The 25,553-nt window shown below is 69.0% G+C and carries 24 protein-coding genes; 9 read left to right on the forward strand and 15 right to left on the reverse strand.

What is annotated here, in order from left to right; genetic code table 11:
* The first annotated feature begins 142 nt into the window (after positions 1 to 142).
* Together Q664_RS42655 and Q664_RS42660 are read left to right on the forward strand one after the other, a co-directional pair.
* Positions 143 to 406 (forward strand): hypothetical protein, encoded by a 264-nt coding sequence (locus Q664_RS42655; protein WP_043410150.1) that lies wholly within the window; start codon positions 143 to 145, stop codon positions 404 to 406.
* Positions 403 to 1,101, forward strand: coding sequence for a S8/S53 family peptidase (locus tag Q664_RS42660; RefSeq protein ID WP_043410152.1), 699 nt, complete (start codon positions 403 to 405; stop codon positions 1,099 to 1,101). Before Q664_RS42655 ends, Q664_RS42660 begins: the two co-directional genes overlap by 4 nt.
* Positions 1,102 to 1,120: 19 nt before the next feature.
* Here the strand turns inward: Q664_RS42660 and Q664_RS62430 are convergent, their stop codons facing one another.
* The 5 genes from Q664_RS62430 to Q664_RS53435 all read right to left on the reverse strand — a co-directional run bounded on the left by Q664_RS62430 (position 1,121) and on the right by Q664_RS53435 (position 8,082).
* On the reverse strand, positions 1,121 to 3,505 hold the full coding sequence (locus Q664_RS62430) for a carboxypeptidase-like regulatory domain-containing protein (protein WP_152622657.1): 2,385 nt from the start codon (positions 3,503 to 3,505) through the stop codon (positions 1,121 to 1,123).
* A gap of 12 nt (positions 3,506 to 3,517) precedes the next feature.
* On the reverse strand, positions 3,518 to 4,408 hold the full coding sequence (locus tag Q664_RS42670; RefSeq protein WP_200883849.1) for an alpha/beta hydrolase family protein: 891 nt from the start codon (positions 4,406 to 4,408) through the stop codon (positions 3,518 to 3,520).
* A 67-nt stretch (positions 4,409 to 4,475) separates the two neighbouring features.
* On the reverse strand, positions 4,476 to 6,167 hold the full coding sequence (locus Q664_RS53430; RefSeq protein WP_052519376.1) for a sensor histidine kinase: 1,692 nt from the start codon (positions 6,165 to 6,167) through the stop codon (positions 4,476 to 4,478).
* 16 nt (positions 6,168 to 6,183) lie between these two features.
* Positions 6,184 to 7,164, reverse strand: coding sequence for a PhnD/SsuA/transferrin family substrate-binding protein (locus Q664_RS42680; RefSeq protein ID WP_052519377.1), 981 nt, complete (start codon positions 7,162 to 7,164; stop codon positions 6,184 to 6,186).
* Between the two features lie 21 nt (positions 7,165 to 7,185).
* Positions 7,186 to 8,082, reverse strand: a complete 897-nt coding sequence (locus tag Q664_RS53435) for a response regulator (protein ID WP_052519378.1) — start codon at positions 8,080 to 8,082, stop codon at positions 7,186 to 7,188.
* Positions 8,083 to 8,231: 149 nt separating this feature from the next.
* On the opposite strand from Q664_RS53435, the gene Q664_RS42690 reads away from it, so the two are divergent.
* Entirely contained in the window at positions 8,232 to 8,534 is a 303-nt protein-coding gene (locus Q664_RS42690) for a hypothetical protein (protein WP_043410157.1), read from the forward strand.
* A gap of 22 nt (positions 8,535 to 8,556) precedes the next feature.
* Here the strand turns inward: Q664_RS42690 and Q664_RS62435 are convergent, their stop codons facing one another.
* The gene (locus Q664_RS62435; RefSeq protein WP_268811446.1) at positions 8,557 to 8,679 is read right to left on the reverse strand and encodes a hypothetical protein; all 123 of its coding nucleotides are present in this window, start codon (positions 8,677 to 8,679) and stop codon (positions 8,557 to 8,559) included.
* 59 nt (positions 8,680 to 8,738) lie between these two features.
* Between Q664_RS62435 and Q664_RS42695 the strand changes: the two genes are divergently transcribed.
* Positions 8,739 to 9,752 (forward strand): glycoside hydrolase 64/thaumatin family protein, encoded by a 1,014-nt coding sequence (locus tag Q664_RS42695; protein ID WP_043410160.1) that lies wholly within the window; start codon positions 8,739 to 8,741, stop codon positions 9,750 to 9,752.
* Here Q664_RS42695 and Q664_RS42700 read toward each other — a convergent pair.
* Positions 9,728 to 10,330, reverse strand: coding sequence for an NIF family HAD-type phosphatase (locus Q664_RS42700; protein WP_043410163.1), 603 nt, complete (start codon positions 10,328 to 10,330; stop codon positions 9,728 to 9,730). The two genes, Q664_RS42695 and Q664_RS42700, sit on opposite strands and share 25 nt — an antisense overlap.
* Before the next feature lie 90 nt (positions 10,331 to 10,420).
* Between Q664_RS42700 and Q664_RS53440 the strand changes: the two genes are divergently transcribed.
* Positions 10,421 to 11,773: a Sir2 family NAD-dependent protein deacetylase gene (locus tag Q664_RS53440; RefSeq protein ID WP_052519379.1), complete on the forward strand. Its 1,353-nt coding sequence runs from the start codon at positions 10,421 to 10,423 to the stop codon at positions 11,771 to 11,773.
* A 59-nt stretch (positions 11,774 to 11,832) separates the two neighbouring features.
* On the opposite strand, the gene Q664_RS42710 is transcribed toward Q664_RS53440, so the two are convergent.
* From Q664_RS42710 to Q664_RS42725, 4 genes are read right to left on the reverse strand one after another with little or no spacing between them, the layout of a single operon-like run.
* Positions 11,833 to 12,321, reverse strand: coding sequence for a hypothetical protein (locus Q664_RS42710; protein ID WP_043410167.1), 489 nt, complete (start codon positions 12,319 to 12,321; stop codon positions 11,833 to 11,835).
* Positions 12,322 to 12,330: 9 nt separating this feature from the next.
* The gene (locus Q664_RS42715; RefSeq protein ID WP_043410169.1) at positions 12,331 to 12,936 is read right to left on the reverse strand and encodes a Uma2 family endonuclease; all 606 of its coding nucleotides are present in this window, start codon (positions 12,934 to 12,936) and stop codon (positions 12,331 to 12,333) included.
* Between the two features lie 54 nt (positions 12,937 to 12,990).
* Positions 12,991 to 13,863, reverse strand: coding sequence for an SDR family oxidoreductase (locus tag Q664_RS42720; RefSeq protein WP_043410170.1), 873 nt, complete (start codon positions 13,861 to 13,863; stop codon positions 12,991 to 12,993).
* Positions 13,860 to 14,306, reverse strand: coding sequence for a nuclear transport factor 2 family protein (locus Q664_RS42725; protein WP_043410172.1), 447 nt, complete (start codon positions 14,304 to 14,306; stop codon positions 13,860 to 13,862). The genes Q664_RS42720 and Q664_RS42725 overlap by 4 nt, the downstream gene beginning before the upstream one ends.
* A 97-nt stretch (positions 14,307 to 14,403) precedes the next feature.
* Between Q664_RS42725 and Q664_RS42730 the strand changes: the two genes are divergently transcribed.
* Positions 14,404 to 15,381 carry an AraC family transcriptional regulator gene (locus Q664_RS42730; protein WP_235217093.1) on the forward strand — a complete coding sequence of 326 codons (978 nt, stop codon included), beginning with the start codon at positions 14,404 to 14,406 and terminating at the stop codon, positions 15,379 to 15,381.
* Between the two features lies 1 nt (position 15,382).
* Here the strand turns inward: Q664_RS42730 and Q664_RS42735 are convergent, their stop codons facing one another.
* Positions 15,383 to 16,936: an alkaline phosphatase D family protein gene (locus tag Q664_RS42735; RefSeq protein ID WP_052519381.1), complete on the reverse strand. Its 1,554-nt coding sequence runs from the start codon at positions 16,934 to 16,936 to the stop codon at positions 15,383 to 15,385.
* A 246-nt stretch (positions 16,937 to 17,182) separates the two neighbouring features.
* Between Q664_RS42735 and Q664_RS42740 the strand changes: the two genes are divergently transcribed.
* A complete protein-coding gene (locus Q664_RS42740; protein ID WP_043410178.1) occupies positions 17,183 to 18,385 on the forward strand; it encodes a glycoside hydrolase family 19 protein in 1,203 nt (400 codons plus the stop codon).
* Here the strand turns inward: Q664_RS42740 and Q664_RS42745 are convergent.
* Positions 18,339 to 19,079: a phosphatase PAP2 family protein gene (locus Q664_RS42745; RefSeq protein ID WP_043410180.1), complete on the reverse strand. Its 741-nt coding sequence runs from the start codon at positions 19,077 to 19,079 to the stop codon at positions 18,339 to 18,341. The two genes, Q664_RS42740 and Q664_RS42745, sit on opposite strands and share 47 nt — an antisense overlap.
* A 429-nt stretch (positions 19,080 to 19,508) precedes the next feature.
* Between Q664_RS42745 and Q664_RS42750 the strand changes: the two genes are divergently transcribed.
* Positions 19,509 to 19,817 carry a hypothetical protein gene (locus Q664_RS42750; protein ID WP_160174628.1) on the forward strand — a complete coding sequence of 103 codons (309 nt, stop codon included), beginning with the start codon at positions 19,509 to 19,511 and terminating at the stop codon, positions 19,815 to 19,817.
* A gap of 8 nt (positions 19,818 to 19,825) precedes the next feature.
* Here the strand turns inward: Q664_RS42750 and Q664_RS42755 are convergent, their stop codons facing one another.
* Both Q664_RS42755 and Q664_RS42760 read right to left on the reverse strand, forming a co-directional pair.
* The gene (locus Q664_RS42755; protein ID WP_152622658.1) at positions 19,826 to 21,037 is read right to left on the reverse strand and encodes a tetratricopeptide repeat protein; all 1,212 of its coding nucleotides are present in this window, start codon (positions 21,035 to 21,037) and stop codon (positions 19,826 to 19,828) included.
* 201 nt (positions 21,038 to 21,238) lie between these two features.
* Entirely contained in the window at positions 21,239 to 23,302 is a 2,064-nt protein-coding gene (locus tag Q664_RS42760; RefSeq protein WP_043410188.1) for a hypothetical protein, read from the reverse strand.
* Positions 23,303 to 23,576: 274 nt separating this feature from the next.
* On the opposite strand from Q664_RS42760, the gene Q664_RS42765 reads away from it, so the two are divergent.
* Complete coding sequence (locus tag Q664_RS42765) at positions 23,577 to 25,520, forward strand: serine/threonine protein kinase (protein ID WP_043410192.1); 1,944 nt, start codon at positions 23,577 to 23,579, stop codon at positions 25,518 to 25,520.
* Positions 25,521 to 25,553 lie beyond the last annotated feature (33 nt).

Raw genomic sequence — 25,553 nt, forward strand, 5'->3', positions numbered from 1 at the left:
GTTCTTCAACCCGTGGCCCACGGTGTGGACAGAGGGTTCAACCCGGGTACACCCGATACCCTCACCCCGTCCCTCTCCCGGAGGGCGAGGGGAAATATCCGCGGCTCATCCCATGTGACCGGAGGCCTCTGAGCGACCTGTCATGAACCAAGAGCCCCCCCACCTGCCCCTGCTCGAAGATCCCGATCACCCGGGCGTCTTCATCGTGAACCGGTTGGGCACCCTCACGGCCCTGCTCATCGGAATACTCTGCGTGGGGATGCTCCTCGCGGGCTCGTTCGTCCGGCTCGACCTTCCCGTCCAGGGCGAGCACCCTTCACGAACGGAGTCCGTGTCCCTGGGAACCTACCTGGCACGGCAGCTCGGACTCTCGAAGCTCCCGGGGCTCGGAGGCACGGCCCCGTGAAGCTGGGGATCATCGACAGCGGCGTGGACGTGGGCTTCCTGCGCGAGCATGGGATCCACCTCGCGGGAGGCGCCCGCTTCACGCTCGACCTGGGCGCACGGGTACTGGAGACGCGCAGCTATGACCGCGAAGAGCTGGAAGCATGGCGAGCCGGCACGAGCACGGTGGATCTCCAGGACGAGAACGGGCATGGCACCGCCGTCCTGAGCATCCTCCACGACCAGGTCCGCCCGTGGCCGGAGGTGGAGCTCTACGTGGCGCGCATCTTCGATCAAGAGGTGCGCGCGCATTCGCTGTGCCTCGTGGAGGCCCTGCGGTGGATGCTCGACGAGGTAGGCGTGGACCTGCTCAACCTGAGCCTCGGGACGACCTACCGCGCCCTGGAGGCGCCGATGCGCGAGGTGCTCGAGCGCGCGGTGGCTCGGGGAGCCATCATCGCCTGTGCCGCGGGCGGAGTGCCCACGCTGCCCGCGCAACTGGACTCGGTGGTGTCGGTGGGAGACCCGGCGCTCATGGAGGGACTCGGCACCGGAGTGAAGGTCGACCACGTCGTCCCTCATCGGCAGGTGAAGCTCTACATGGGCGGGCGCTGGTGCGGCGATGCGCCCATGACGACCAGCTTCGCCTGCGCGGTGGCCGTGGCCGGTGTCCTGCGCGATGGCTGCCCACCGGAGTGGCGGCGCAAGCAACGCTGAGGCCGCGCGCCACGGATCCTCAACGAGGGCCCTGGCCCTCCACGAGGGGAATCTCCACCTCGAGTGTCCCTCCCGCGTTGGGAGAGATCCGCACCTCGCCGCTCGAACCATCCGGCGCCCACACCATCAACTTCACGGGCTCGGCCGGGATCTCCCGTAGCTCGAAGCGCTCCCCGGGGAACTCCCAGGGGCCCTGGTCTCCGGGGAGGAATCCCGTCTGGAGCTGGTAGCTCATGGTGAACCCCCGCACGGGCTCGCCAGCGCTCACCACCTTGCCTCGCACCAGGGCCGCGGGCCGCAATCTCACCACCACCCCCTGATCGCCGGGCTTCACCCCCGTCACCTCGCCCGCCCGCCCACCATTGCGCGCGACCAACGTCAGGCGGCCCTTGTGGGCGCCCGTCGCGGGAGGGAAGCCGAGCGAGAAACGCCCCTCGTCATCCGCGTGCCCCATCATCCACTGGGTGGGGTCCGAGCCACTCCGGGAGGCCAGCGTGACGAAGGCGCCTGGAGAAGGCGCTCCGTCCGGCTCGAGCACCACCCCCTGGAGCTCGTCACCACCCGGGAGCTCCTCCCAGGTCAATTCAACCCGGACCGTCCTGCCCTCCTCCACTCGCACCTGCCGGGAGCCGCTGGTGCCGGAGCCCCGGCGCTCCGCGAGCAGCAGTCCGTAGGTGCCCGGGGGCAGCTCCATCCGGAAGTCTCCCGCCGTCCCGACCGTGGCCCGGCCCACGTCCGACGCAACTAAACGGCCCTCGCCCTGCGCGACGGCCGTCACATCCAGCCGCCCGGTGGGGAGCGGACCCCGGGCCGCCCGCACCACCCCCTCCACGGTGCCCGTGCCCTCCAGCGTGAAGTCCGCCCGGGCCGTGCCCACCTCTCCCACGTCCACCGGCTTGCTGACCCCCGCCGTCGAGCCCTCCCGGCGCGCGGTGAGGTACTGAGTGCCCGCGGCGATCCCCTGGAGCCGGTAGTGTCCCGTGGCGTCGGTCCGGGACTCGATGAACAGGAGGCCCGCCCCTTCGCCCGAGCGGTTGGGCGCCATCACCCGCGCGCCCGTCACCGGCCGCCCCGCCGTATCCCTCACCTCGCCCTCCACCGAGCCGGTGCCCGTGAGCACGATGCTGACGGGGAACCGCTCCCCCGGGCGCACTGTCAGGCCACGCCGCCAGGCCGTCGAGAAGCCCGGCGCGCTCACCCTCACGTCGTAACCCCCGGCCGCGAGCCCACTCACCAGGAAGTGGCCCTCGCCATCCGTCATCGCGCGGCCGGAGTCCCCGGTACCGCCCTGGGGGCTGACATCGACGCGAGCCCCCTCCACCGGTGCTCCCGAGGACCGGGCCACCACACGGCCCTCCAGCACCGCGCCCGGTCCGAGCTGGATCCGCACCTCGCGCACCGTCTTCCCCGCCCGCGCGAGCACGGGCGCGTCCAGGCCCCCCGCTTCCTCGCCTCGCCGCGCGGACACGGTGTGGGCTCCGGGCTCCACCTCGACGGAGAAGCCGCCTCCCGCCCCGGTGGTCACCACCTGGGCCGCCTCTCCGCTCACCCGTACCTCGGCGTCCGTGGCCGGAAGTCCCCGCGCATCCACGACGAAGCCCTCGATGACACACGCCGCCCGGAGCGCCACCGTCAGCGGCCCGTCCGTGGGCACCTTCACCTGGCTCAGCACCGCTCGCGCGTGCCCGGGCGCACGGGCTTCCAACTGATAGACCCCCGGGGCGAGTCCGCCCACGACGAATCGTCCCCGCTCGTCACTCGTGGCGTACACACGTTCCTCGGCGGGAGCCTCGGCGCGCTGCCAGAACTCCAACTCCCGGCCATGCGCCGTGAGGACGAGCTCCACCAGGGGCAGCGGCTCTTCCGTGCCCTGCACCACGGTGCGGCCGGTGAGGGACTGACCCGGTTCCAGCGTGAGGCGCAAGGAGGTGCGCGGCTCACCGAACGGACGCACCACGTCGCGCAAGAGCGGCGCATGACCCCGGGCACGCACCGCCACCAGATACCGGCCGGGCCCGGATGCGAGCCGGATGACTCCTCGCGCATCCGTCTGGCCCGTGCCCACCAGACGCCAGGGCTCCACCTCGGGCTGGGCGTCCCGCGCGTCACGCCTGTGGAGCCGCACGCTGGCGCCGGGCACCGGCTTCCCACCCGCCGCGAGCACCTCCACGACCAGGACACCCTCCGCCTCGCCGGGCACCTGGACCGGGGATGGCGCGCGGCCCTCGTTCACGCGGACCGGCGCTTCGTGTGGCAACGTGCCCGCGGCAGCATCATCCTTCCGCGCGGTCGTCATCACCCCGCTCGAGCCCTCCCCGGCCCCCTGCCCTCCGGAGCGCGAGACCCAGAGCAGCACGAGTCCCAACCCCACCAGGACCATCGCCAGGATGAGCCGCCCGCGCATGGCCATCCGTCCTCACGCCTGGGGGCGCTGATTCCCGAGCGCATCCCGGAGGAACGTCAGGATCTCCGCGTGGAGCACCGGCTGGAACGCGGCACGGTCGAAGCCCTTCGGATCCTGGGAAGGAGGAAACCCGGGGCTCGTCATCGCCGGAGGGAACGGGCTCTGGAAGGAGAAGTGGCCCGCGTTCGGGACGACCCGATGGTCGATGCGCTCCGGGCGGGGAACACCCCGGAGGATGATGTCCGCGTGCATGGCGGGCGTGTGCTCATCGAGCTCCGCCGTGCGCATCAGGATGGGGACATCCACGCCAGCAAGAGCCCCCTCGGCCATGAACCAGGGCGACGCGGGCGCGAGCAGCACCAGCGCGCGGACGCGAGGGTCGCGAACGACCGGAACGGCCCGGGGTTGCCCATCGGGCGACTCGTTCGGAAAGGAGGACGGGCGCCCACCGGCCACCGCCAGCGCGGTGTATCCACCCATCGAATGGCCAACCACCCCCACCCCGGCGGGCGAGAGGCTCGGGCCCAGCCGCGCGTCCCCAAGGAGCGCGTCGAGCACGAGGCGCACGTGCCGGGGCCGGTTCTCGAGGTTCACGGCCGTCCCCGCCAGGCTGTTGTCGGAGCGGCTGTTGCCTGGATGCTCCGGAAGGGCCACGACGAAACCGGCACGAGCCAGGTGCGCCGCCATCCCGCGGTAGGTCCACGGAGAACCGCCCGTCCCGTGACTGATGATGACGAGCGGGAGCCGCTCACCTTCCACCGGGGCATCGGTGGCGACGGAGAGCGGATACGGTCCGAACTGCTCGAGCCGCTCGGGCGCTCGCGTTGGGTAGAGAACCCGCACGGGAATACGTGCGCCTTGAATTCCATCCTCGACGTCCAGTGCGCGGCAGCCGACGTTCATGTCTGAAGGCATTCGATGAGCACCCAGGTCCGTCCCCGCTTCTATCAGAGTCGAAGGCACCCGCGCCCTATGCGGTCACCTGCCCCGGCGTCCCGGTATCGGGGCGGAAGGGCAGCTCGAGCGTGAAGGTGGCCCCCTTCCCGAGACCCTCGCTGTGCACCATGAGTGAACCCTCCATGGAGCGGGCGGCGAGCGCGCACGAGTGCAGACCGAAGCCGTGCCCTTCCTTCCGCGTGGTGAAGCCGTGCTGGAAGATCTTCGTCAGCAGCTCCGGCGCGATGCCCATGCCGTTGTCGCTCACCTCCACGCTCACGCGCTCCTCCGCGAGGCGCTCGACCTTCACGATGAGCCGCCGCTCGCCGGGCGGGTTGCCGTTCAGCGCGTACTTGGCGTTGCTGATGAGGTTCAGGATGATCTGCAGCAGCTTGTGCTTGTCCACCATCAGGCGCGGCAATGGGGCGATGTGCCGCTCGAGCGAGACGCCATGCCGCCCGAGCGCGGCCCCGTTGATCCGCAGGGCGTCCTCGATCAACTCCTCCAGGGAGACCGCCTCCACGAGGCTCGAGGACACGGCGTAGCCCTGCTGCAGCTCGACGATCGTCCGGATGTGATCGACGTGGCGGTGGAGGGCCTCCGTCATGGCCAGCATCTCGTCGCGCTCGGTGGCCAGGTTCTCCCCGAGCTTGCCGAGGAACTCGGGCAGGCGCCGCCCGCGCTCGTCCCCCGTCACGAAGGTCCCGAGGTCGGCACGGTGTTCCTCCAGCAGGCCGGCGAGCTTGAGCAGCGGCGGTAGACGGAGCGCTCGCAGCCGCTCGCCGAGGAGGGTGGCCGAGGTGTTGATGCTGTTCAGGACGTTGCCCACGTTGTGGAGCACGTTCGTGGCGAGCTCGGCCATGCCCGCCTGGCGCGCGAGCTCCACGGCACGGCGCTGGGTGTCCTTCAGCTCCTGCGTGCGCTCCTTGACGCGAAGCTCGAGTCCATCGTGGGCATGGCGCAGCGCCTCGTTGGCCCGCGCGAGCTCCTCGGTCCGTTCGGCGACCCGGCGCTCGAGCTCATCGCGGGCAACGCGCAGCGCGGTCTCGCTCTGCTCGAGCTCCTCCGTCGAGGCGACGAATGGCAGGAAGATGCGCTGGATGACGAACCCGAAGAGCAGGAGTGTCAGCAGGAAGGCGCCCACCGGGATGACGCGCTGGATCAACCCGAGCAGCCGCAACTCCTCCCGGCGGTGGTTCTGGAGCAGCACGGAGACCTCCAGGGCCGCCTCGGACAGGCCCTGCGACGCGGCGCGGAACTCCTCCAGCTCGGGGTTGTTCTTGAGCGCGTGGTTCTCGGAGCGGAGCACGCGCACATGGGCCACGTTGGCCTTGTCCCACGACTTCATCAGGGCGGTGAGCGCCCCGAGTGCCTCGGGCTCCTGGATGCCCTCGGGCGGCAGCTCCCCGAGAGTCCCCTGCCCATCCCCTCGCAGCATCGCCCCGCTCAGGGTGGTGAAGCGCTCGGCCAGGGCCTGGGCGGCCGCCCGCTGCCGGAGCAACATCTCCCAATCGGACGCCGCCAGCCCGACGAGGGCGAGGTAGGTCGCGTTCTCGAACTGCTCGACGATGTCGAACAGGCTCGTCGCGGCCACGGCGTACCGCCGGTTCCGGTCCACCCGCGCGTCGATCTCCACCACCGCCACCAACGAGGCCGCTTGCAGGGCGATGCTCAGCGCGAGCATCCCCAACAAGGGCCAGAGCAGCTGTCGCAGCTTGTGCGCCATCCGCGGCCTCCCATGCTCACCGGATGGCGGTGAAGCCCGCCTTCTCCGCGGCCACCATCATGGAGCGGATGCCGTCGTAGTGGCTGTCCTGTACGAGGGTGAACCGCTCCAGCAACGCCTCGTCGAGGATCTGCCGCCCCTCTGGATCCTCGTGCATCGTCACGAGCGCATGCTGGAGCTTGTCGCGCTGCTCCACCGGCATCTTGGAGGACGCGACGAGCGGCCCGATGGAGGAGGGGCCGGCGCTCTCGATGACACGGACCGCGTGGGCATGCCCGATGCCCTTCTCCCGGTCGTAATCGAGCACGAGGCTGTCGACGTAGCTCGCATCCGCCTCTCCGTCCGCCACCATGCGGATGGACTCCTCGTGGGAGCCGGACCGGAGGACCTTGCCGAAGAAGCCCTGCGTCAGCCCGAGCTCGAGCATGCGGTAGCGGGGCATGTTGTAGCCCGCGTTGGAGATCTCATCGTTGTAGACGTAGGTCCGGCCCTTCAGATCCTGGAGGCGCTGGAAGGGGCTGTCCTCGCGGACGATGAGATCCGAGAAATAGATGGGCTGCCCTTTGTACCGGGCGGCCTTCATGATGGGCGCGGCGATGAGCCAGGCCTTGGGCTGGGGGTCGTCGTGGAGCAGGACGTACGGCTGGCCGCAGATGAAGCCGCTCTGGACGGTTCCCTCCTCGAGCATGCTGTTGATGGTCCCGTACGACAGCCCGGTGACGAACTCGATGGGGATGCCGGTCTTCTCCGTCAGGTACCTGGCGAGCCGCGCGTAGACGCCGACCCCCAGCTCCGAGACATAGGCCGCGGACATGGCGAGCCGGATGGTCTTCCCGGCGGATGGGGGGTGCTCCGCCGGGGCGGGCGCCAGCACGGGGGCCGGTGCCCGCACGGCCTCCGGCTCACCCATGAACCACCACAGGAAGGCACTGCCCACGAGCGCGAAGGCACCGGCGAGGCCGAGGAGCAGGAAGCTGTTGCGTGCGAGGACCTTCATGCACCCTCCGCCAGGTGGTCTTCAGGGACGAAGGTGCGGAGCGGAAGCCCCGGCGCGCCGGGGCGCGGTGACGTCGCGCAGCAGCACGAATGCCTCCGCCGGATCGATGGCGGCGATCCGTGCCTCGATGCACCGCGTCTCGCCGTCCACCGGGAGCTCGAACTCGAGGACCCGCGCCGGACCCCCTCCGAGGGCCTGGCCCAACCAGGCGAGCAGCTCCCGGGCAACGTGCACCGGGAGGGAGTTCGCCAGCCTTCCACCTGGAGGGAAGACCAGCCGCGGAGCCGGAGCGGCCTCGCGGGACGGCTGGAAATCGAGACAGGTACCATCCGCGGCGATGCGCAGCAGTGCGTCCGGGAGCACCTGGAGCAGCGCGCGCAGCCGCGCCTCGTTCCCGTGCAGCGCCTGCTCGGCCTGCTGGTTCGCGGCGTGGTGGGCCCACTTCTCCACCAGCGCACACGCCATCTGGCGGACCTCGACGGCATCGAAGGGCTTCTTGAGGATGAGGAAGCGATCCGTCTGGCCGAACCGGGCGCTGATGCTCTCCCACGAGAAGTCCGAGTACGCCGAGCAGATGACGGCCTGGAGGTTCGGATCCTCCCGCCAGATGCGCGAGAGCGTCTCGACGCCGTCCCACCCGGGAGGCATCCGCATGTCCATGAACGCCAGCGCATAGGGAGTGCCAGCCTTCAGCGCCTCGCGGACCTTCTCGAGCGCCTCGGCGCCCTGGTAGGCACTCGTCAGCTCGAACGTCGGCGGTCTGGGCATGGCCGGGGCTTCACCCAGGAGCATCGCCTCCAGGTCATCCAGCTCGGAGGTGTCCACCCGGGGCTGGAGGATCCGGCGGAAATCATCGTGGATGTCCTCGTTGTCATCGACGATGAGGACGCGCCTGTTGGAACTCGGGTTCACCGCCATGAAGCACCCCCCCGTCGCGTGAGCCGGGCCGTCTACCGCGAAGCCCTGGCTTGAATGCGAAACCCTGAAGAAGTGTACAGCCCTCTTTTTTGGGAATGCAACGTAAGGGCTCCAGCAACAGAGGGAGTGGAACGCTATGGTGTGAGCCGATGGCTGTTTCCCGTTCGCATCGGATCTTTCTCGCCCTGCTCGCGTTGGCGCTCGTGCTCTGGCCACTGCGCCATACCTCGTATGTGGAGATGGGCGCGCTGCTGCTGCCGCTGATGGCCATCGGCCTGGTGAAGGCCCTGGAGTTGGACCTGTTCCAGCGCTTCGTCCCGCGGTGGATCCTCGCCAACGCCCTGCTCTTCGGCGTGGCGGTGAACGCCTTCGCCGCGTTCCGCTACTGGCAGAGCTGGCACCGCTTCCCGGTGCACATGCTCGCGGAGCTGATGGGCGCGCTGAAGCCCTGATGACGGAGGGTGGTGACGACAGTCACCAGGCGATGACGGCGGTCATCAGGCGCGAGGCCTCCCGCGGGTGACGGCGCAGCGGCCTCCCAGAGGGAAGAGGGGCTCCCACCGGGCTCGCGGGGTGCTGGCACGCCTCCTGCTTCATGCCCTCATGAGACCGAGCAAGGGTCACCCCCTTCCACAGCCCTCCCGAGGAACACCGTCATGGCCATCAACTCCCTGTCCCGTTCGACCGTCGCCTGCCCGTCCTCCTCCGTGCGCGCGCCCTGCGCCCCGAGCGCCCCCAGCGCCCAGCCGGTCTCCCCCACTCCGGCCAACAAGGTCTCCCCGCGGCAGATGTTCGGAGTGGATGGCTTCGACTCCCCGCTGAGCGCGAAGAAGTCGGGTGGCCTGGAGGCGGGTGGCCTGGAGGCGATGGTGCAGGAGCTCGCGCGGATGATGCAGGAGCTGTCCAAGGCGGCGGAGCTGCTGGGCGGCGAGGGCGGCGCCAGCGGCCAGGCCCTGCCGGGATTGCAGGCTCCGGCGAAGGGCGTGGAGGGAGCCGGCGGCGTTGGCGCCAGTGCCCCGGCCGCCCAGGCCGCCCCGGCCCTGCCGGGACCGCAGGCTCCGGCGAAGGGCGTGGAGGGTGCCAATGGCGTCGGCGCGCCGGGCGCGGCGAAGGGCGGCAACACGATGACCTTCACCAACGATGGAACCTCGCCGATGACCGTCAACTTCACGCCCAATGCTGGCGACAAGGCGATCGACTCCGTGACGCTGAAGCCGGGCGAAGCGCGGACGGTGGAGTTCCCCCAGGGCTGGTCCGGCAATTTCCGCAGCAACGCCGGTGACGGCGCGGCGGCCACGCTCGGGGAGGTGAAGTTCAACGGCGGTGACAATCAGACGTATTACGACGTGAGCTACATCGAGGGCACGAACGCCTCGATGACCATCGAGCCGGAGGGCGGTGGCAGGAAGTCCGGCACGATGGAGAACCTGCTGGCGTCCGCCCCGGACTCGGTCAAGGCGAAGACGGCGGATGGCTCGGTGTACGGCATCAAGAAGACCACCACCTCCAACGTGCAGGATCAGGGCGTGGTGGACTTCTACCGGAAGCACGTGGGCGCGGATCAGGGCTACGTGATTCCCACGGATGACGCGAGCACGCTGGGGACGAAGGACTCCCACCTGGTGGTCCGCATGAAGGACCTGGTTCAGGGCACGACGGGCCGGGTCTGAGAGGCGGAAGCGGACCGCCAGTGCCGCTTCTCGAGGACCCTCACGTCGACGGCATCCGCGAGGGTGGCCAGGTACCTGGAAAGGGCGGGTAGCTCCTGGTCATCCGCCTCGCCGTTGTACTCCCGCACGTAGATGGCGTTGCCGTAGTTGTGGACGCACTTGGCGGGGGTGTCGTCCACGATCAGGGTGCGCTCCAACCGGTAGCCCTTGCGCTTCAGCTTGTGCAGCTTCTTGACGTAGTTGTAGTGGGAGCCCGGGTCGACGAAACCGAACTCCCGCACGAGGGCTCTGTCGAGCGAGAAGGTGCACCGGCTCCTGCCCCAGACGAACTCCGGAGTGAGCTGCCGGGGGAAGATGCGCTTCACGACCTCGGAGACATAGTCATCGGAGGCGGAGGACCAGACCGCGAGACGGAAGTGGGCGGCGCACTCCGTCAGGAAGCGCTCCACGTGGGGCCGGACGTAGACGTAGTAATCGAAGAGGAGGAAGTCCTCCGCCCGCTCCAGCTTCGTGCCGCTGGCATGGATCAGCGTCTCATCCAGGTCCAGGATCAGCAGGATCTTGTCCGTGTTCGTCATGCTCGATCAGGACGGTCTGGGGACGAGGGGCCGGACAAGGCGGGAACGAACGAGAGCCAGCACATGGGGAGTATCGTAGCGTGGAACCCCATGAACGAGCCGCACACCCGGGGACTCGCGCTGCTGCGGGCGGGCCGGGAGCACGAAGCCGCCACCTGCCTGCGAGAGGCCGTCTCCCTCGGGCCCGACGATGCGCGTGCGCGCTACCATCTCGCGATCGCCCACCGGCTCCGCGGGGAGCTCACCGAGGCGCGGAACGAGCTGCTGGCCGCGCTGGAGCTCGAGCCCACCCTGGCGCCAGCCTGCGCGCAGCTGGGAGGCCTGGCCCTCGTGGCGGGAGAGCTCCAGGAGGCCATGTCCTGGCTGTCCCGGGCGCTCGCCATCCACCCCGGGCACAGGATTTCGCGCTACCAGCTGGGCGTCGCGCTGCGGTTCGCCGGCCATCGGGCGGAGGCGATCTCGCTCCTCCAGTCGAGCCTCGAGCCGGGTCCGGGCGCCCTCCCTCCCGTGCTGGCGCACAGGGTCCGCGGGCAGCTCGTGGATGCCTTGAATGATCCGCTCCCCGGAGCGCGGCCATTGGCACGATGCGCCGCGCCGCTGGTGACGGAGCTGCTCGAGGAGCGAGAGCCCCCGCGCGAGGAAGCACCCCACCCGGAGTCATCCGGGGGGCGGGAGACACGGGTCATGACACCGCTGGAAGCCGCGCGCCTGCTGGCGGGAGCGCGCTCCATCCTGGCGCTGACCGGCTCGGGGATCTCGGTGGGCAGCGGCCTGGCCACGCGCAAGGAGCTGTGGCAACGCTGGGACCGGGACGCGGCCGTGTCGGTGTTCAAGTTCCGCGAGGCCCCGAACGTGCTCTGGGAGGTGATCGCCGACTTCCTGGGCGAGGGACGGCACCGTCCGGATGCGGCGCACCTGGCGCTCGCGGCGTGCCCGGACTTGATCGGCATCGTCACGCAGAACGTGGATGGGCTGCACCAGGCGGCGCACCGGGAAGTGCATGGCGAATCCGTGCCGATGCCACCCGTCATCGAGCTACACGGCACACTGCTCGAGACCCGGTGCCATGCCTGCGATGCACGGCCCGGGAGGACCGCGGGTTCCTACGTGGAGACCGCCGCGCAGCGTCCGCCGCGCTGTGAGCGTTGCGATGGTCCACTGCGACCGGACGTCGTGCTTTTCGGGGAGCGGGTGGCGCCGGAGCGGATGGGCCAGGCGCTCGAGCTCGTCCTGCGGTGCGACGCGTTGCTGGTGGTGGGCACGGCCATGGACGTGGCACCGGCCTCGGAGCTGCCGCGCATCGCGCGAGCGAACGGTGTGCCGGTGGTGGAGCTCAAGCGCACGGCGTCCCGTCTGTCACGGAGCCTCGACACCGTGTTGGTGCCCGGAGAATCGGACACGGTACTGCCCGAGCTGCTCGAGAACCTGCGTCAAATGCGTTGAAGACCGTGGACATCCCCTCTCCCTCTGGGAGAGGGCCAGGGTGAGGGTCTTCCCTCTGTCTACGCGGATCGCCCCCGTCGCCGACCAGCGCGAAGCCAGTCGAGGATGACACCCTTGTCGCCGGTGGCCAGCTCGTACCGGGCTCCGGGGGTGATGACGCCCTGGCGCGAGGCGAGCGCCTCCACGGCGAGCTGGGCCTGGGTGAGCTGCACACCGGCCCCACCACCGCCGAGCACGAGCGGAGCGCCCATCTTGAGATCCAACACGACCACCCATCGCCGCTCGGGGCGAGGCTCGGACATATCCACCACGACGAAATCACCGGCGAAGCGGCGCTGGTCACACCGGAAGGCCCACACGTTGCGCTTTCGGCGCAGCAATTCCCTCACGAAGGGCTTCTCATCGCTCTTGAAGGCGTAGCGTTCGGACAGGAGGGAGGCAGCGGAGAGCGAAAAACCCTCCTCCTTCGCGAGCAGGAGTGCCCAGGGGTTGGCGTGCCCGAGCAGGGGCAGCGAGATGGGCAGGACGATGGGAGGCTCGCGAGACATGAGGAATCACTATCTGGACCAGAGGAGCGCCAGTTCGAGCTCGATGGCCTCGAAGGGCTCGACGCGCACCCGCTCCTCTCCTGACAAGGAATGAACGAGGATCCACTGACCATCCTGAAGCCGGAAGATCTCGAGCATGCGGGCCAATGGGTCCACGTGCCACAGATGGCGTACCCCTTCCCGGGCGTAGATGCGCATCTTCTGGCCCTTGTCCCTGCTGCGCGTGCGCTCGGAGAGCACTTCGCACACCCAATCCGGGGCCAGGTCGTAGTGAGCTGGCGCCTCGTCGCCTCCAAGAGCGTCCGGCAGGCGAGCACGCCTCCACCCGGCAAGGTCCGGCACGACCTTGTCCGGGCGGGGGCCGAAGTGCAATTCCGGCTCGTCGATGATGACCCACCCACCTGGGCCGCCCCTGCCAAACTTGAAGGGGGCCATGAGGATGCCGCCCAGGTTGGACGCCACGTTGGCGTGGGGACGGGCCGGGCGTGGGCTGAGGTACAGCTCACCATCCAGGATCTCGGCCACCATCTCTTCTGGAGCAGCCTGGAAGGCCGCCTCGACGGACGGGGCGTTTCGCTCCGTGGACTCTGACTCGGGTGGGCGACGAGTGACCATGAGGGAAGATTTCCGCATGACCCTCACGCAGTGCAATACCGTGGCCGGAGGCACTTACTTCCAGAACACGGCGTGCTCCCGCGCGAAGTCCTCGAAGGAGCGCGGAGGGCGGCCGGTCACGCGCGAGACGGTGTCGGTCACACGAGCCTCCGTCCCCTGCCGGATGGACTCCTCGAGCCCGGCGAGCAACCACGCATACCGTTCCGGAATCCCCGCGCCCATCATGTGCTGGCGGACCTTCTCGCCGTCCACCTGCACGTGCCGCATCGGCCGGCCGGTCACCTGGGAGATCACTCCCGCGAGCTCCCCATAGCTCAGCGCCTGGGGTCCGGTGATGACATGCGCGGTGTCATGGGAGCGCTCGTCGGCGAGCGCCTGGACGGCGACCTCCGCGATGTCCCGGGCATCGACGAACCCGACGCGGCCCTCGCCCGTGGCCGTCACGACCACCCCGTCGTGCTTGAGACTGGCGCCATGGTGGTGCCGCTCGTTCACGAAGTTCTGCATGAACCACGCGGGCTGGAGCACGGCCCACTCCGGCACGCGTTCACGCAAGTACCGGTGCACGGTCCCCAGCCCCGGAGAGCCCTCGGACACGGCGGACGAGCTCAACAGGACGACACGCCGCACGCCCCGCGCCACCGCCCGCTCGATGAAGGGCAGCATGAGGGTGGAGGGGTCCTCCACCATCCCCGGGGCGATCAGATACATCCGGTCCACGCCGGACAGCGCCTCGTCATGACTGGCCGGATCGGCCCAATCGAAGCGCACGTGCTCGGCGGTGCTGTCCGAGGGGCGCTCTCCGCGCGTCGCGGTGCGGACGGTGAGGCCGAGCTCCATCAGGCGCGAGACGATGTGCCTTCCCGTGTTCCCCGTCGCCCCGATGACGAGGACGCGGGCGGAGTTTCCACTGGAGGAAGTCCTCATGACGCGTTCACCGCCTTCCGCAGGTTCTGCTCACCCCCGAAGGCCCTGATCCCCGGGACGGGGTTCCAGTACTCCCGGTAGAGCGAGATCCTCCCGTTCCGCGCCTTCACCAGCATGACGTAGTCCTGCTCGTACGTGCTGCCCGTGGCGGCGATGGTCGCCGAGCCGTGCGCCTCCGCGAGCGCGACGTCCGGCTCCGTCGTGGGGTAGCGCCGGACGTTCGTGAAGGTGAGCCCCAGGAAGTGCTTCGGCGTGTCCATGAAGTACTGGCGGATCGCCTCCCTGCCCTCCAGGCGCTCGGGCAACCCGAGCCCGGCCGCGTAGGGGAACTCGACGACCGCGTCGTCGGTGAAGAGCTCGAGCCAGCGTCCGATATCAGAGGGGATGAGCTCCAGGTGGGCGTCCAACAGGTTGGCGGCATCGCGAGTGTGAGTGGCTGTCATGTGCTGCTCCTGATTTGTGATGGACGTAAATTGCTCCTAGCGCTATGGACTCTCAATGCCAGCAAGTCCAAATCTGTTGCCCGAGCGTCCAGGACACATGGACGGTCACGCCGACGTCATCTCGGACGTGCTCGAGACGATGCGCTTCACCACCCAGCTCTTCGGCCGCTTCGAGCTGGGAGCGCCCTGGGCGATCCGCGTCCCGAAGAAGGAGACCTCGTCCTTCTACGTGCTGGCGCGAGGCAGCCTGCGGCTCGAGGTCGAGGGCATGGACACGCCCATCCTCCTGTCAGCGGGGGACGTGGTGCTGGTGCCCCATGGCGCGGCCCATGTGCTCGACGATGGCTCCCGGCGCACCCTCGCCCCCCGGGACGTCATTGCCTCGGAGCAGTTGCGCGGCTCCGTGCTGACACCGCGCAGGCTCGGCGGAGAGGGGTCCGTGAGCACGCTCGTCGTCGGCTGCTTCCGGTTCAGCGCGGGTGTCCACAGCCCCCTGTTCACCGCCTTCCCACCGGCGATCCACCTCCCCGCCCACGAGCCGGGAGTGGCGCCCTCGCTCGCCGCGACGGTGCAGCTCATCGTCGCCGAGAGCTCCGCCCCGGGGCCGGGCAGTGCCATCGTGCTCGGGCGGCTCGCGGATGTGCTGCTCGTCCAGGCACTCCGCGCGCGGTCGGCGGCCACCGGCCCGGACGAAGCGGGGCTGCGAGCCCTGGCGGATCCCCACATCGGCGCCGCGCTCGGGCTGATGCATGGGAGCCTGACCGAGCCCTGGACGGTGGAGCGCCTCGCGTCCGAGGTCGGCATGTCCCGCTCGGGGTTCGCCGCGCGCTTCCACACGCTCGTGGGAGAGCCTCCGCTGCAGTACCTCGCGCGGTGGAGGATGATGAAGGCCGCGCAGTGGCTGCGCGAGACGGACGACAGCCTTCCGGAGATCGCCGGGCGGGTGGGCTACGAGAGCGCCGTGGCCTTCAACAAGGCATTCAAGCGCTGGCACGGCATCGGGCCGGGGGCCTGGCGGCGGGCGAGAGACGTGGGGCACGGCGCGGAGGCCGCGCTCCCCACGCCGAGCCCGTGAATCAACGCGCCGCGAGCTTCAGCTCGTTGGGCTCCTTCAAGAGCTTGCCCTTGCGGCTGAAGTTCCGCACCACGAGGGCATTCCGGGCCGTGTCATGGGTCACCTGGGTGAAGTTGTCGTCCTGCTCGAAGCCGCGGGTGCGGTAGTGCATGGTGACGGAGCCGTCGATGTCGAAGCCATCCCCCTCGGCCTTCGAGTCGTGCACGAAACCGAGGGGATCCCCATCGGCGAACGGGAAGGGCCAGTAGAAGGCCGAGGAGACGATGGAGAAGGCCTTGAGCGGCAGTTTCGCGCGCCGCTTCTCGAAGGAGAGCTCCGACACGTTGGAGCAGTGCACGTCACCGGAGAGGAAGACGACGTTCTGGACCCCGTTGTCGACGAGGGTGCTCAGCACGCGCCGCCGGGTCTCGGGGAAGGCGGGCCAGGAGTCGCTGCTCCCACCGCGGCCACCGCGCGAGCCCACCTCATTGGGCACGAAGACACCGGGCGAGACGACGAACTTGGGCACGTTGCCTCGCTGCTCCTGCATCGCCACGAGCCAATCGCAGAACTGATCCAGCTGGCCCTTGAATCCGGGGGCACTTTCCTTGGAGGGGTAGCCCAGCAGGTGGTTGCCGAGGAGGGACGCATTGGCGTCATCGCGGATGCGCTGCGTGCGCCCGTCGAGCACGAAGAAGGGAACCCGGGCGCAGTCGAAGCTGTAGTGGATGCGCTTGTCGAAGTTCCGAGGCCCGTGCACCCACTGGTAGCTCATGTACGCGCGGATGGCGTTGTGGAAGAGATCCCTCTTGAGGGCGTCTTTGAGGCGTGCCTGCACCCAGTTGTCCTCGATCTCGTGGTCATCGAGGATCATGTACGTCGGCACCGAGCGCATGAGCTGGCGGATGTAGGGCGTGGTGAAGGCCTCGACGTAGCGCTCCTGGAACTCGCGCCAGGTGTCCGCGCGGCCCATGGGGATGCTCCTGTTGAGCTTGTCGGCGTAGATCTGGTCTCCCATCATCAGCACGAAGCGGGGCGGGAGCGCCTCCTCGTTCCGGGCCAGCTCCACGTGCCGGCTCATGGCCTGGAAGATCTCATCCGAGCGCTTGGACTGGCCCATGAGGCCCGGGTAGCGGCAGGAGCCCATGAGGAAGGAGAAGCCGCCGTCCTCGGAGCTGGGATGGGTGGTGAAGGAGGCCTCGGACACCTCCGGGTCCAGCCGCAGGAAGTCTTCCCTCCACAGCTTCAGGTCCTTGGGGAGGCGCTCGAAGACCTCGTCGTCCTCGACGATCAACTCCGAGTCGAGACTGTCCACCGTCACCGAGCCCAGGCGGGCGGTGTAGCGTGTATCGGGTTGGAGGCCCTCGAAGTCCACCGTGCCGGTGCGGTCGTATTCGCGATGGAGACGGAAGTAGCGCACCTCCCGCGGCGCCGAGCGGCCCCACTCGTAGAGCGCGGCCACGCCCACGGTGCGCAGGTCCGGAACATCGGCGGCACGAATCCAGAGACGAACGCTCGTATCGGTGGTGTGCCCGACGATGGGTCCGACGGACGGCGGGCGAAGCATCTGAGGCATGGTGTCCCCTGGGCGGCGCGGAACGGCCACTGTAGCTCAATCCACGCGGTGGGGGACGTGCGCGCGGGCCCGGTGAAGCGCGTGGCCTCGAGCGTGGGAGAGGGCCCGGTCGTGGTGCACCGAGCACACCGCGCCCGGACCCTACTGTCTTCCCCCAGACTTCGTTCGGAAAGAAAACGAACGCCAATTTCAGGAGAATCCCTGGATGTCGGGCATACTGGTCTCCCCTTCCCAAAGGAGATCATCATGACCCGAGAGTTCGTGTACCGCGGTTTGTCCCTGCTGGGTGTCGTGGGCGCGTTGAGTGGATGTGCCATGGAAGCGTCGGAGTCCACCGAGGAGATTTCGAGGGTGGAGAGCGCCGCCATCGTGTCCAGCATCACGGAGGGTGACTACGTCATCCGGTCCGCCATGACGCAGAAGTGCATCGACATCTCCTCGTCGAGCACGGCGGATGGGGCGAAGGTACAGCAGTGGGATTGCAACAACACCAACGCGCAGAAGTTCCGCATCTCCCCCACTTCGGACGGATACTGGAGGATCATCAACGTCAACAGCAACAAGGGGCTCGACATCAAGGAGGTGAGCTACGCGGAGAACGCGCAGGTCCACCAGTGGTCGTACTTGGGTGGGGCCAATCAGCAGTTCAAGTTCGTGCCCCGGGGCAACAACCAGTTCAGCATCCACGCGCGCCACACGGACATGGCGCTCGATCTGTACTGGGGCTCGGCGGACAACGGGACGATCATCGTCCAGTATCCGTACTCCGACCGCGCCAACCAGCGCTGGACCTTCGACAAGGTGGACGGTGGCGGCAGCGGAGGGAGCGGATTCGGCGCCATCCTGAGCCGGGCCACGTTCGACACCATGTTCCCCAACCGCAACCCGTTCTACACGTATGACGCCCTGGTGGCCGCGGCGTCCACGTTCCCGGGGCTGGCGACCACGGGAGACACGGACACGCGCAAGCGCGAGGTGGCGGCCTTCCTCGCCAACGTCTCGCACGAGACCGGCGGCCTCGTGCACATCGAGGAGATCAACAAGGCGGCGTATTGCGACACCTCGTGGGGCCCGCCGGGGTGCAGCTGCGCCCCGGGCAAGTGGTACTACGGGCGCGGCCCCATGCAGCTGTCGTGGAACGGCAACTACTGCGCCGCGGGGAACGCGCTCGGGCTGCCGCTGCAGAGCAACCCGGACCTGCTCGCGCAGGACGCGAACGCCGCGTGGCGCACGGGCTTCTGGTTCTGGATGACGCAGACGGGTGCGGGCAACATGACGGCGCACAACGCCATGGTGAACAACGCCGGTTTCGGTGAGACGATCCGCACCATCAACGGCGCGCTGGAGTGCTACGGCCGCAATCCCGGCCAGGTGCAGAGCCGCATCGACACCTACCTGCGCTTCACGGGCCTGCTCGGCGTGAACCCGGGAAGCAATCTCGGCTGCTGAGCTGGGCCTCCCGGGCCCTGGGCCTGGCGTAGAAGAGGGCCCACACGGCCAGGGCCAGCAACAGCCCCGCCACCCCGTCCACCACGTAGTGCTGCCTGGTGGTGAGGGTGCTGCCCCAGATGAGCGCCGCCCACGCGACGAGGAGCGGGGCGCGGCGATCCCCCTCCCCCACCACGGCGAACGCCGAGACGAAGGCGGCCGCCACGTGGAGGCTGGGCAGACAACTGGCGGGGCTGTCCAGCTCGCGGAAGCGCGCCATGGTCCAGTGCACGAAGGGCGAGGCATGCTCCGGCACGGGGAACAGCGCACGCGGATAGACCGTGGGCCAGAGCCAATGCACCAGCGTGGACACGCCCACGACCGTGAAGAAGGCGTAGATGAAACGGGCGGTGCTCCCCGGCTTCCGGCACAGCGAGAAGGCGGCGAACACCAGCAGGTAGGCGCTCAGGTAGATCCAGAGCGTCAGGGGGAGGAAGGGAATGGCCTGGTCCAGCCACGTCATCGGCAGTTGCACTGGCGGGGCGAGGTGGATGCGATTGGGGATCCCATAGAGAAGCGCGTGCAGGATCGTGGCCGCGACGGCCAGCACGAGCTTGTTCCTCCGCTCGAGCCACGAGGAGACGTCCGACAGGGAGAGATGCCAGCCCTGAGAGAAGGCGGAAGGACCGGAGAAGATGGACCTGAGCGGGGTCATGATGCCCTCCAGGACTGCAAGCGCCCTGCCTTCCGGCCGTCAGGGCACGGCGGTGCGTGGGGACGCATTCCTTGCGCACGGGCATGGCTCGGACGGCAAGAGTTGCGTCCGGCATGCCCATCCCTGGCGGGCCTGATCTCAACCTAACGTAGGGGCGAGACCTGTGCGGGGCCGTCCCGGGGCCCGGCTGGCTTGCCGCCCTTCCGAACGGCCCGGGTCACCGGACGCCGCTCGACGAGCACCCACAGGCCCGTGCACCCGGCGGGCTCGGGCGAGTAGGCAATCACCCGGGGTTGAGCGAACTCGGACTCTGAAGACCTGGACCGGCCTCGCGAGCGCGCTGAGACAGGAGGCGGTTTGCCCGGCGTGGGTCCTCCGACTAAAACCGGAGCGGCCACCATGCACGACGCTCCTCCGTCTCGTTCCGACATGCCCTCCCTCGAGCCTAGCTCCCGCCTCGCGGCCACCGCGTTCTACCTGGCCGTGGGGTCGGCCGGGGTGATCTTCACCTCGGCGTTCTCCCTGGTGATGTGGGCGGTGGGCTGCGTCCTGGCGCTCGTGGCATTGGTGCTGGGAGGGGTGAGTTACTTCAGGTTGGAGGCCACTTTCGACTTCGTCGGTCAGAAGCGCTCCAAGGCCGCGATGATCGTCTCGGGTCTGGTCCTCGGCCTCACGGTTGCGCTGGTCCTGTTGTTCCTGAGAGGCCTATCTCAGACATCGCCATCGAGTTGGCACTGATCCTCCCCTCACGGCTCCGGGGTGATTACCGCCGTCCGTCCTGGCTCGGGAGGCTTGGGCGGCTCGGGGAGGCGGGTCTCGATGGGCCGGCGCTCCTCGAGCTCCGCGGCCCGGCCACTCGCCGTGAGCGCCTGATTCACCGCCGCGAACTGGGGGTCCGTCGCCAGCCGCTCGAGCAACAACTCCCGCCCGAAGCGCGGCGAGGCCTGGATGAGCAGCTCCACCACCTCCTGGGCGGACCGGCCCTGCCGCAACATCATCTGCGCCTGACGCAGCAGTGGATCCGCGAACCAGCGGTTGGCCTCGGCGGCCCGGCTGTAGGCCTCGAGCGCCTCGGGGAGCTGCCCCCGCCCCTCCAGCAGCAGGCCCGCGTAGTAGTGGGACATGGGAAGGTTCTCGTCCCCCGCCTGCGCGTAGACCCCCAGGGCCTCGTCCTCCCGCCCGAGCACGAACAGCGCACTCGCCTTCCCCGCGAGGAACGGCTTGCGCTTGGGATCCGTCTCCAGGTGGCTCCCCAGCAGTTCCTCGTAGGAGCGCAGCGCCTCCTCGTAGCGGCCCTCGTCGAGCTGCAACGCGGCCAGGTCCTCGAGCGCGTAGTACGCCCGCAGACGGTCCTCCCGTGTCTCCCGCTTCGCCACCACCTCTCCCAGCGCCGCGAGCTTCGCCTCCGCCGCCTCGCGCTCCGCGAGCGTCCGCTCCTGAGCCTGCTTCCAGTCCCCCTCCTTCATGAGCGCGGCCAGATCCTCGGGCGTGGGCACGTGGACGTGGAGCATCACCGTCTGCTTCACCTGGGAATTGCCCTCCTGGACGAGCACGCCCACCTGGTGGAGGCCCGGCGTCTTCGGAGCCACCCACACCGCCGCCGGCTCGTTCTCCTGCTCCAGCCGTCCTCGCGCCGCAACCCAGGTGTAGCGCCGCGCGCTGGCCTCGCCCGAGCCGCCTTCCACCTCGCACCCAAGCGCCACCCGCCCGCCCATGGGCACATCGTGCGGCGATGCGGTGAGACGGACGATGCGCAGCGGAGCCCCCGCCGGACGTGAAGCCGGCGCCAACGCCACTCCGGCACCGGACGTGGAGGCTCCCGCCGGGGCCTGTGCGGACACGGCCGGCTCCCCTGCCCCACGCCAGACGGCGAGACCTCCGCCCAGCACCGCGGCGAGCCCCAGGCCCATCACCACCCACCGGGCTCGCCCCGGACGCTGACTGTCTGCCGACATCATCCTCGCTCCTTCCCGGAGACCCGGGCGGAAGGCTCCCGAGCCAGGAGGGGTCACTCCTGTCAGGGGGGTCTGGCCGCGATGGAGAGCAACTGGTCCAACAGTCGGACCCGTTGGCTCGCCGCGCGGCCGGAGGGCGCTCCGTGCTCGAGCAGGAGCGCCCCTGAGAGAACCTGCTTCCGCTGGCTCAGGCTCCCGACCAGCTCACTGCTCCGCCCTCAGCCAGGTGAGCATCCGGTTGGCGAGCGCGGAGGTGAGAAGCTCATGCTTCTCGTTGTAGTCGTTGGAGGCCCAGGCCTTCCACTGCGTGGGAGCGAGCGAGCTGTAATTGACCGGGCAGCTCGAGCTGGCCGCCTCCGGGTTGAGCGCGTTGCCCGTCACCGCCAGGGCCGAGTCGGCGTTGATGAAGGCCGGCTCGAACTGGAGGCGCAGCCGGAAGGTGCCGCACAGCGAGGCGCCCTGGTCCGTGTTGACGTCGGCCGCGGAGATGCTGCGCGAGCCCGCCACGCAGTCGCGCTGACCCGGCTCCCAGTCCCGGTCCTCCGAGCAGAACCACCCCGTATAGGTGAAGTCGAACAGGCGCGAGTCGCTGCCCATCTTCGTGTAACCGTTGGTGGGGTTGGCGTCGCCGAAGGCCAGCGCGTAGCGGGGAATGGCCGAGGTGGGCCAGCCGAAGCTCCCGTAATACAGATCATGGTAGCTGCTGGTGCTGTTGCACGTGGAGTTCTCCGGCTCGTTGTCGCAGGAGCACGTGGTGGCCATGCTGTAGGAGAGATCGTACGCGGGCGGCGAGGTGAGCTTGCGCCGGCCGGTATGCGTCTCGGGCTGGTGGCACAGCAGGAGCGTCTGGACGCCGCGGTAGGCGCGGCCCAGGTTGGCGCCGAGCTGCGGCGAGTCGATGGAGTACCAGGCCTTCACCTTGCCCTGGATGCCGTTGGTGTTGTTGTGCAGGGTGTCGCGCAGCACGACGCCGCCCTGGCTGATGCCGGCCACCTGCACCTTGCTGCCCGCGGGCATGCGGCCGAGGATGTCATCCACCCACGCGGCGACCTCGCCCCGGAACCAGCCGAGCCGCTGGTTGCCGTCTCCATGCTTGCCGATGATGACGTCATAGCCCTCGGCGTTCAGCGTGCGCACCAGGTCCCCCATCAGCATCAGGTAGTTGGCGGTGGAGTCCTGGTTGAGCGGATCGAACCCGGTGATGATGAGCAGCGGCTTGTCGAGCGCACCGCTCTGCCAGTAGTCGAGCACGGCGCGGTACGGGGTGGTGCCGCCGTAGGTGACGCTGAAGCCGCTCTGCCGCGTCTGGCGGGGCGTCACGTCCGAGCGCTTGAGGAAGACATAGGTACCGCTGGTGACGGCGGTCTCGCCGCCCATGAGCGGATAGGTGGAGACGCTATAACCCGCGGCATCACCGCCGAAGCGGGTGCCCCGGAGCGTGGGCGTCGAGGAGCACCCCACGGCCGAGAAGGCCCACCCGTCGTTGGCGGTGGAACTGGTGCTGCGCGCGGTGGTGGAGGCGTTGAGGGTGCCGCACGTGTAGTCGAGCGAATACATCAGCTCGGGGCGCGGCTGGTTGAGGAGGCCATCGCGGACGTTGACGTAGAGGGCCGCGGCGCCCGGGCGGGTGAAGCGCCGGGCGGAGAAGCTGGCGAGCGCGGCCTGGTTGTAGCTCACCGGATGGGCCACGGTGTTCTGCCCTTCCTGGAAGCCGGCGGTGGCCGAGACGCCATTGTCCGCGCCCGCGCCGTAGCCTCCGGTGACGGTGCCGTAGTGGAACTCGAGGGCGCCGTCGCTGAAGAACTTCACCTTGAAGGTGTAGCCACCGGCGGTGGACTGTCCGTAGTGATGGAGATTGCGCCACTCCACCACGTAGGCCGAGCCCACCTGGCCCGCGTATACGTCTCCGCCGGCCCCCGGGTTCCAGTCGTCCCACATGGGGGCGATGGTCCCCGCGGGCGCGACGGTCGAGCCCGACCACGTCAGTTGGGGATTGCTGATGCTGGTCGCCGTGGTGCTGCCGAGCACCAGGTAGCCGTTGCTCGACACGGTCACCTGCGAGAAGGACTTCCCATAGAAGGGAAAGGCGAACGGCAGGTTCACCACCTCCGAGCAGTCGTCACACCCCGACACCGTCGACAGCAGCGCCGGAGCCGGGTTGGGGTCATACGCCACCGTCGACGGCGTGTAGTGCGCGCGAGCGCTTCCAGCACCGAGGCCCACCAGCAACGCGGTGAGCGGCAGGCTCCACTCGAGTGTCCGATTCATCACGGCTCCCCTCCGGCCGCCAGGAGGGCAGCCGAGCTTCCTGGCCTTCAGGGTAGAGCCAAGAAAACCAGGGAGTCCAGTGTGCCTGTACGATTGGATCGCCGCTGAGCGGATTCCGGGATCTCACCGGGGAAGCGCGGCGGGCCCCGGGATGTCCGCGCACGAACAGCCGGACGCCCTGTTCTGTCTTGCAGAAGCAGGAGCGATCGACGGCCCGCCTACCCGCTTGCCCCCAGGCGGACCACATTGAGCTGCCTTGGGGGGACAGAGCTCCATGATGCTTGGCAAATACCAGCTGGTCAGCAAGCTCGCCACCGGGGGCATGGCCGAGGTGTACCTGGCCCGAGCCGATGGCCCCATGGGCTTCACGAAGGCGCTGGTGGTCAAACGCATCCTGCCGCACCTGGCGGAGGATCCCCAGTTCGTGGAGATGTTCATCGCCGAGGCCCGGCTGGCCGCGCGGCTGGATCATCCCAACATCGTTCAGATCTTCGACTTCGGAGAGGCGGACGGCACCTGGTTCCTGGCGATGGAGTACATCGACGGGTTGAACCTGCGCGTGCTGGCGAAGCGGGCCCGGGCCGTGGAAGTGCCCCTGCCTCCGGCCTGTTGCGCGCGGATCATCGCCAGCGCCTGCGAGGGATTGGCCTTCGCCCATGACAGCCGGGATCCGGAGCTGGGCGTGCCGCTGGGCCTCATCCATCGGGACATCAGCCCGGACAACATCCTGGTGTCCCATCAGGGCGCGGTGAAGGTGGTGGACTTCGGAATCGCCAAGGCGGCGGACCAGGGGCACCGGACGCAGACGGGGGTCATCAAGGGGAAGCTGGCCTACATGCCTCCGGAGCAGCTCCGGGGAGCGACCCTGGACCGGCGGGTGGACGTGTACGCGCTCGGCATCGTGCTCTACGAGTTGCTCACCGGGCACAAGCCCTTCGACGCCACCACCGAGGCGAGCATGGTCCAGGCCATCCTCCACGAGCCCTTCATCCCCGCGGAGGAGCGGCAGCCGGATCTCCCCGTGGCGCTGAGGAGCATCCTGGAGCGGGCACTGGCCAAGGAGCGCGAGCAGCGCTACCCGGACTGCCGCGTCTTCCAGGCGGACCTCGAGCGCTTCATGGTGTCGACCGGAGAGCCCGTCGGCACCTGGCACCTCGCCCAGTTGATGAGACGGGTAGCGGCCTTGAACGAGGCCGCGGTGACGGAGCCCATCCCCGGGTACACGCCGGGCAGGAACACGCCCGCCAAGGGGACACCTCCCAAGGGCACGCCGCCCAAGGGACTGCCTTCCAAGACCCCGGCCCGGGGCACACCGCCCAAGGGCATGCCTTCCAAGACTCCCGCCAGGGGCATCCCTCCCAAGGGCACGCCGCCCAAGGGACTGCCTTCCAAGACTCCCGCCAAGGGCATTCCCAGCCCACCGATGCCCAGCGCGCCCACCATTCCCACGCCCGCCATCACCACACGCAAGGACGAGACCAGGCTCCCAGCCAGGGCCCCCGTGTCCGAGCCTCGTCCGGAGCCGGACGCACCTTCCGCCAGACAAAGGTACGGGAAACACCTCGTGTCCGCGGCGGTGGGAGCCGTGGTGCTGCTCGCGCTGACGTGCGTGGCCCGGCGCGACGAAGCCCCCTCCCCCAAGCCGCTCGCGATCCATGAGCCGGCCGTGTCCGCGCCTCGGGCAACGGCTCCAGCCCAGCAACAGCCACCGGCTCCCCCGCCCCAGGCGGTGGAAGAGAAACCCGCCCCCGTGACGCCTCGGGAGCCCCCCGTCGTGGCGACCCCGGCTCCAGCGAAGAACACGACGGAGATGCCCTCGGGAGCCATCGCTTCCTCCGACCCTTCCGTGATTCCTCCCGCCCAGGAGACGAAGCGTCCGGAATCCGCACCGGGCACGCCAAATGCTCCCGGAAGGAACTCATCTGGAAAGAAGAAGACCTACCGCCCCGTCAATCCGAACCCTGTCCCGCCCATCAACCCCGAGCTCGCTCAAGCCAGACAGAAGACGGGCATCGTGGAGTTCCGCATCCGGCCCTACGCCATCGTGTGGGTCGACGACAAGCTCATTGGACAGACACCGCTGACGCCTCTCGAGCTTCCCGCCGGAAAACACACGGTGCTGCTGATCAACCAGGAAATGGGCAAGCGCGTCACGCTGCAGATCGAGGTCCAGGCCGGCATGCCCTACATCCTCAAACACAACCTGGGCACCGAGTGAGGTATCGCGGCCCGGGCCGGGGCGGGACGGTGG

It is taken from the genome of Archangium violaceum Cb vi76, assembly GCF_000733295.1.
Classification (GTDB): domain Bacteria; phylum Myxococcota; class Myxococcia; order Myxococcales; family Myxococcaceae; genus Archangium; species Archangium violaceum.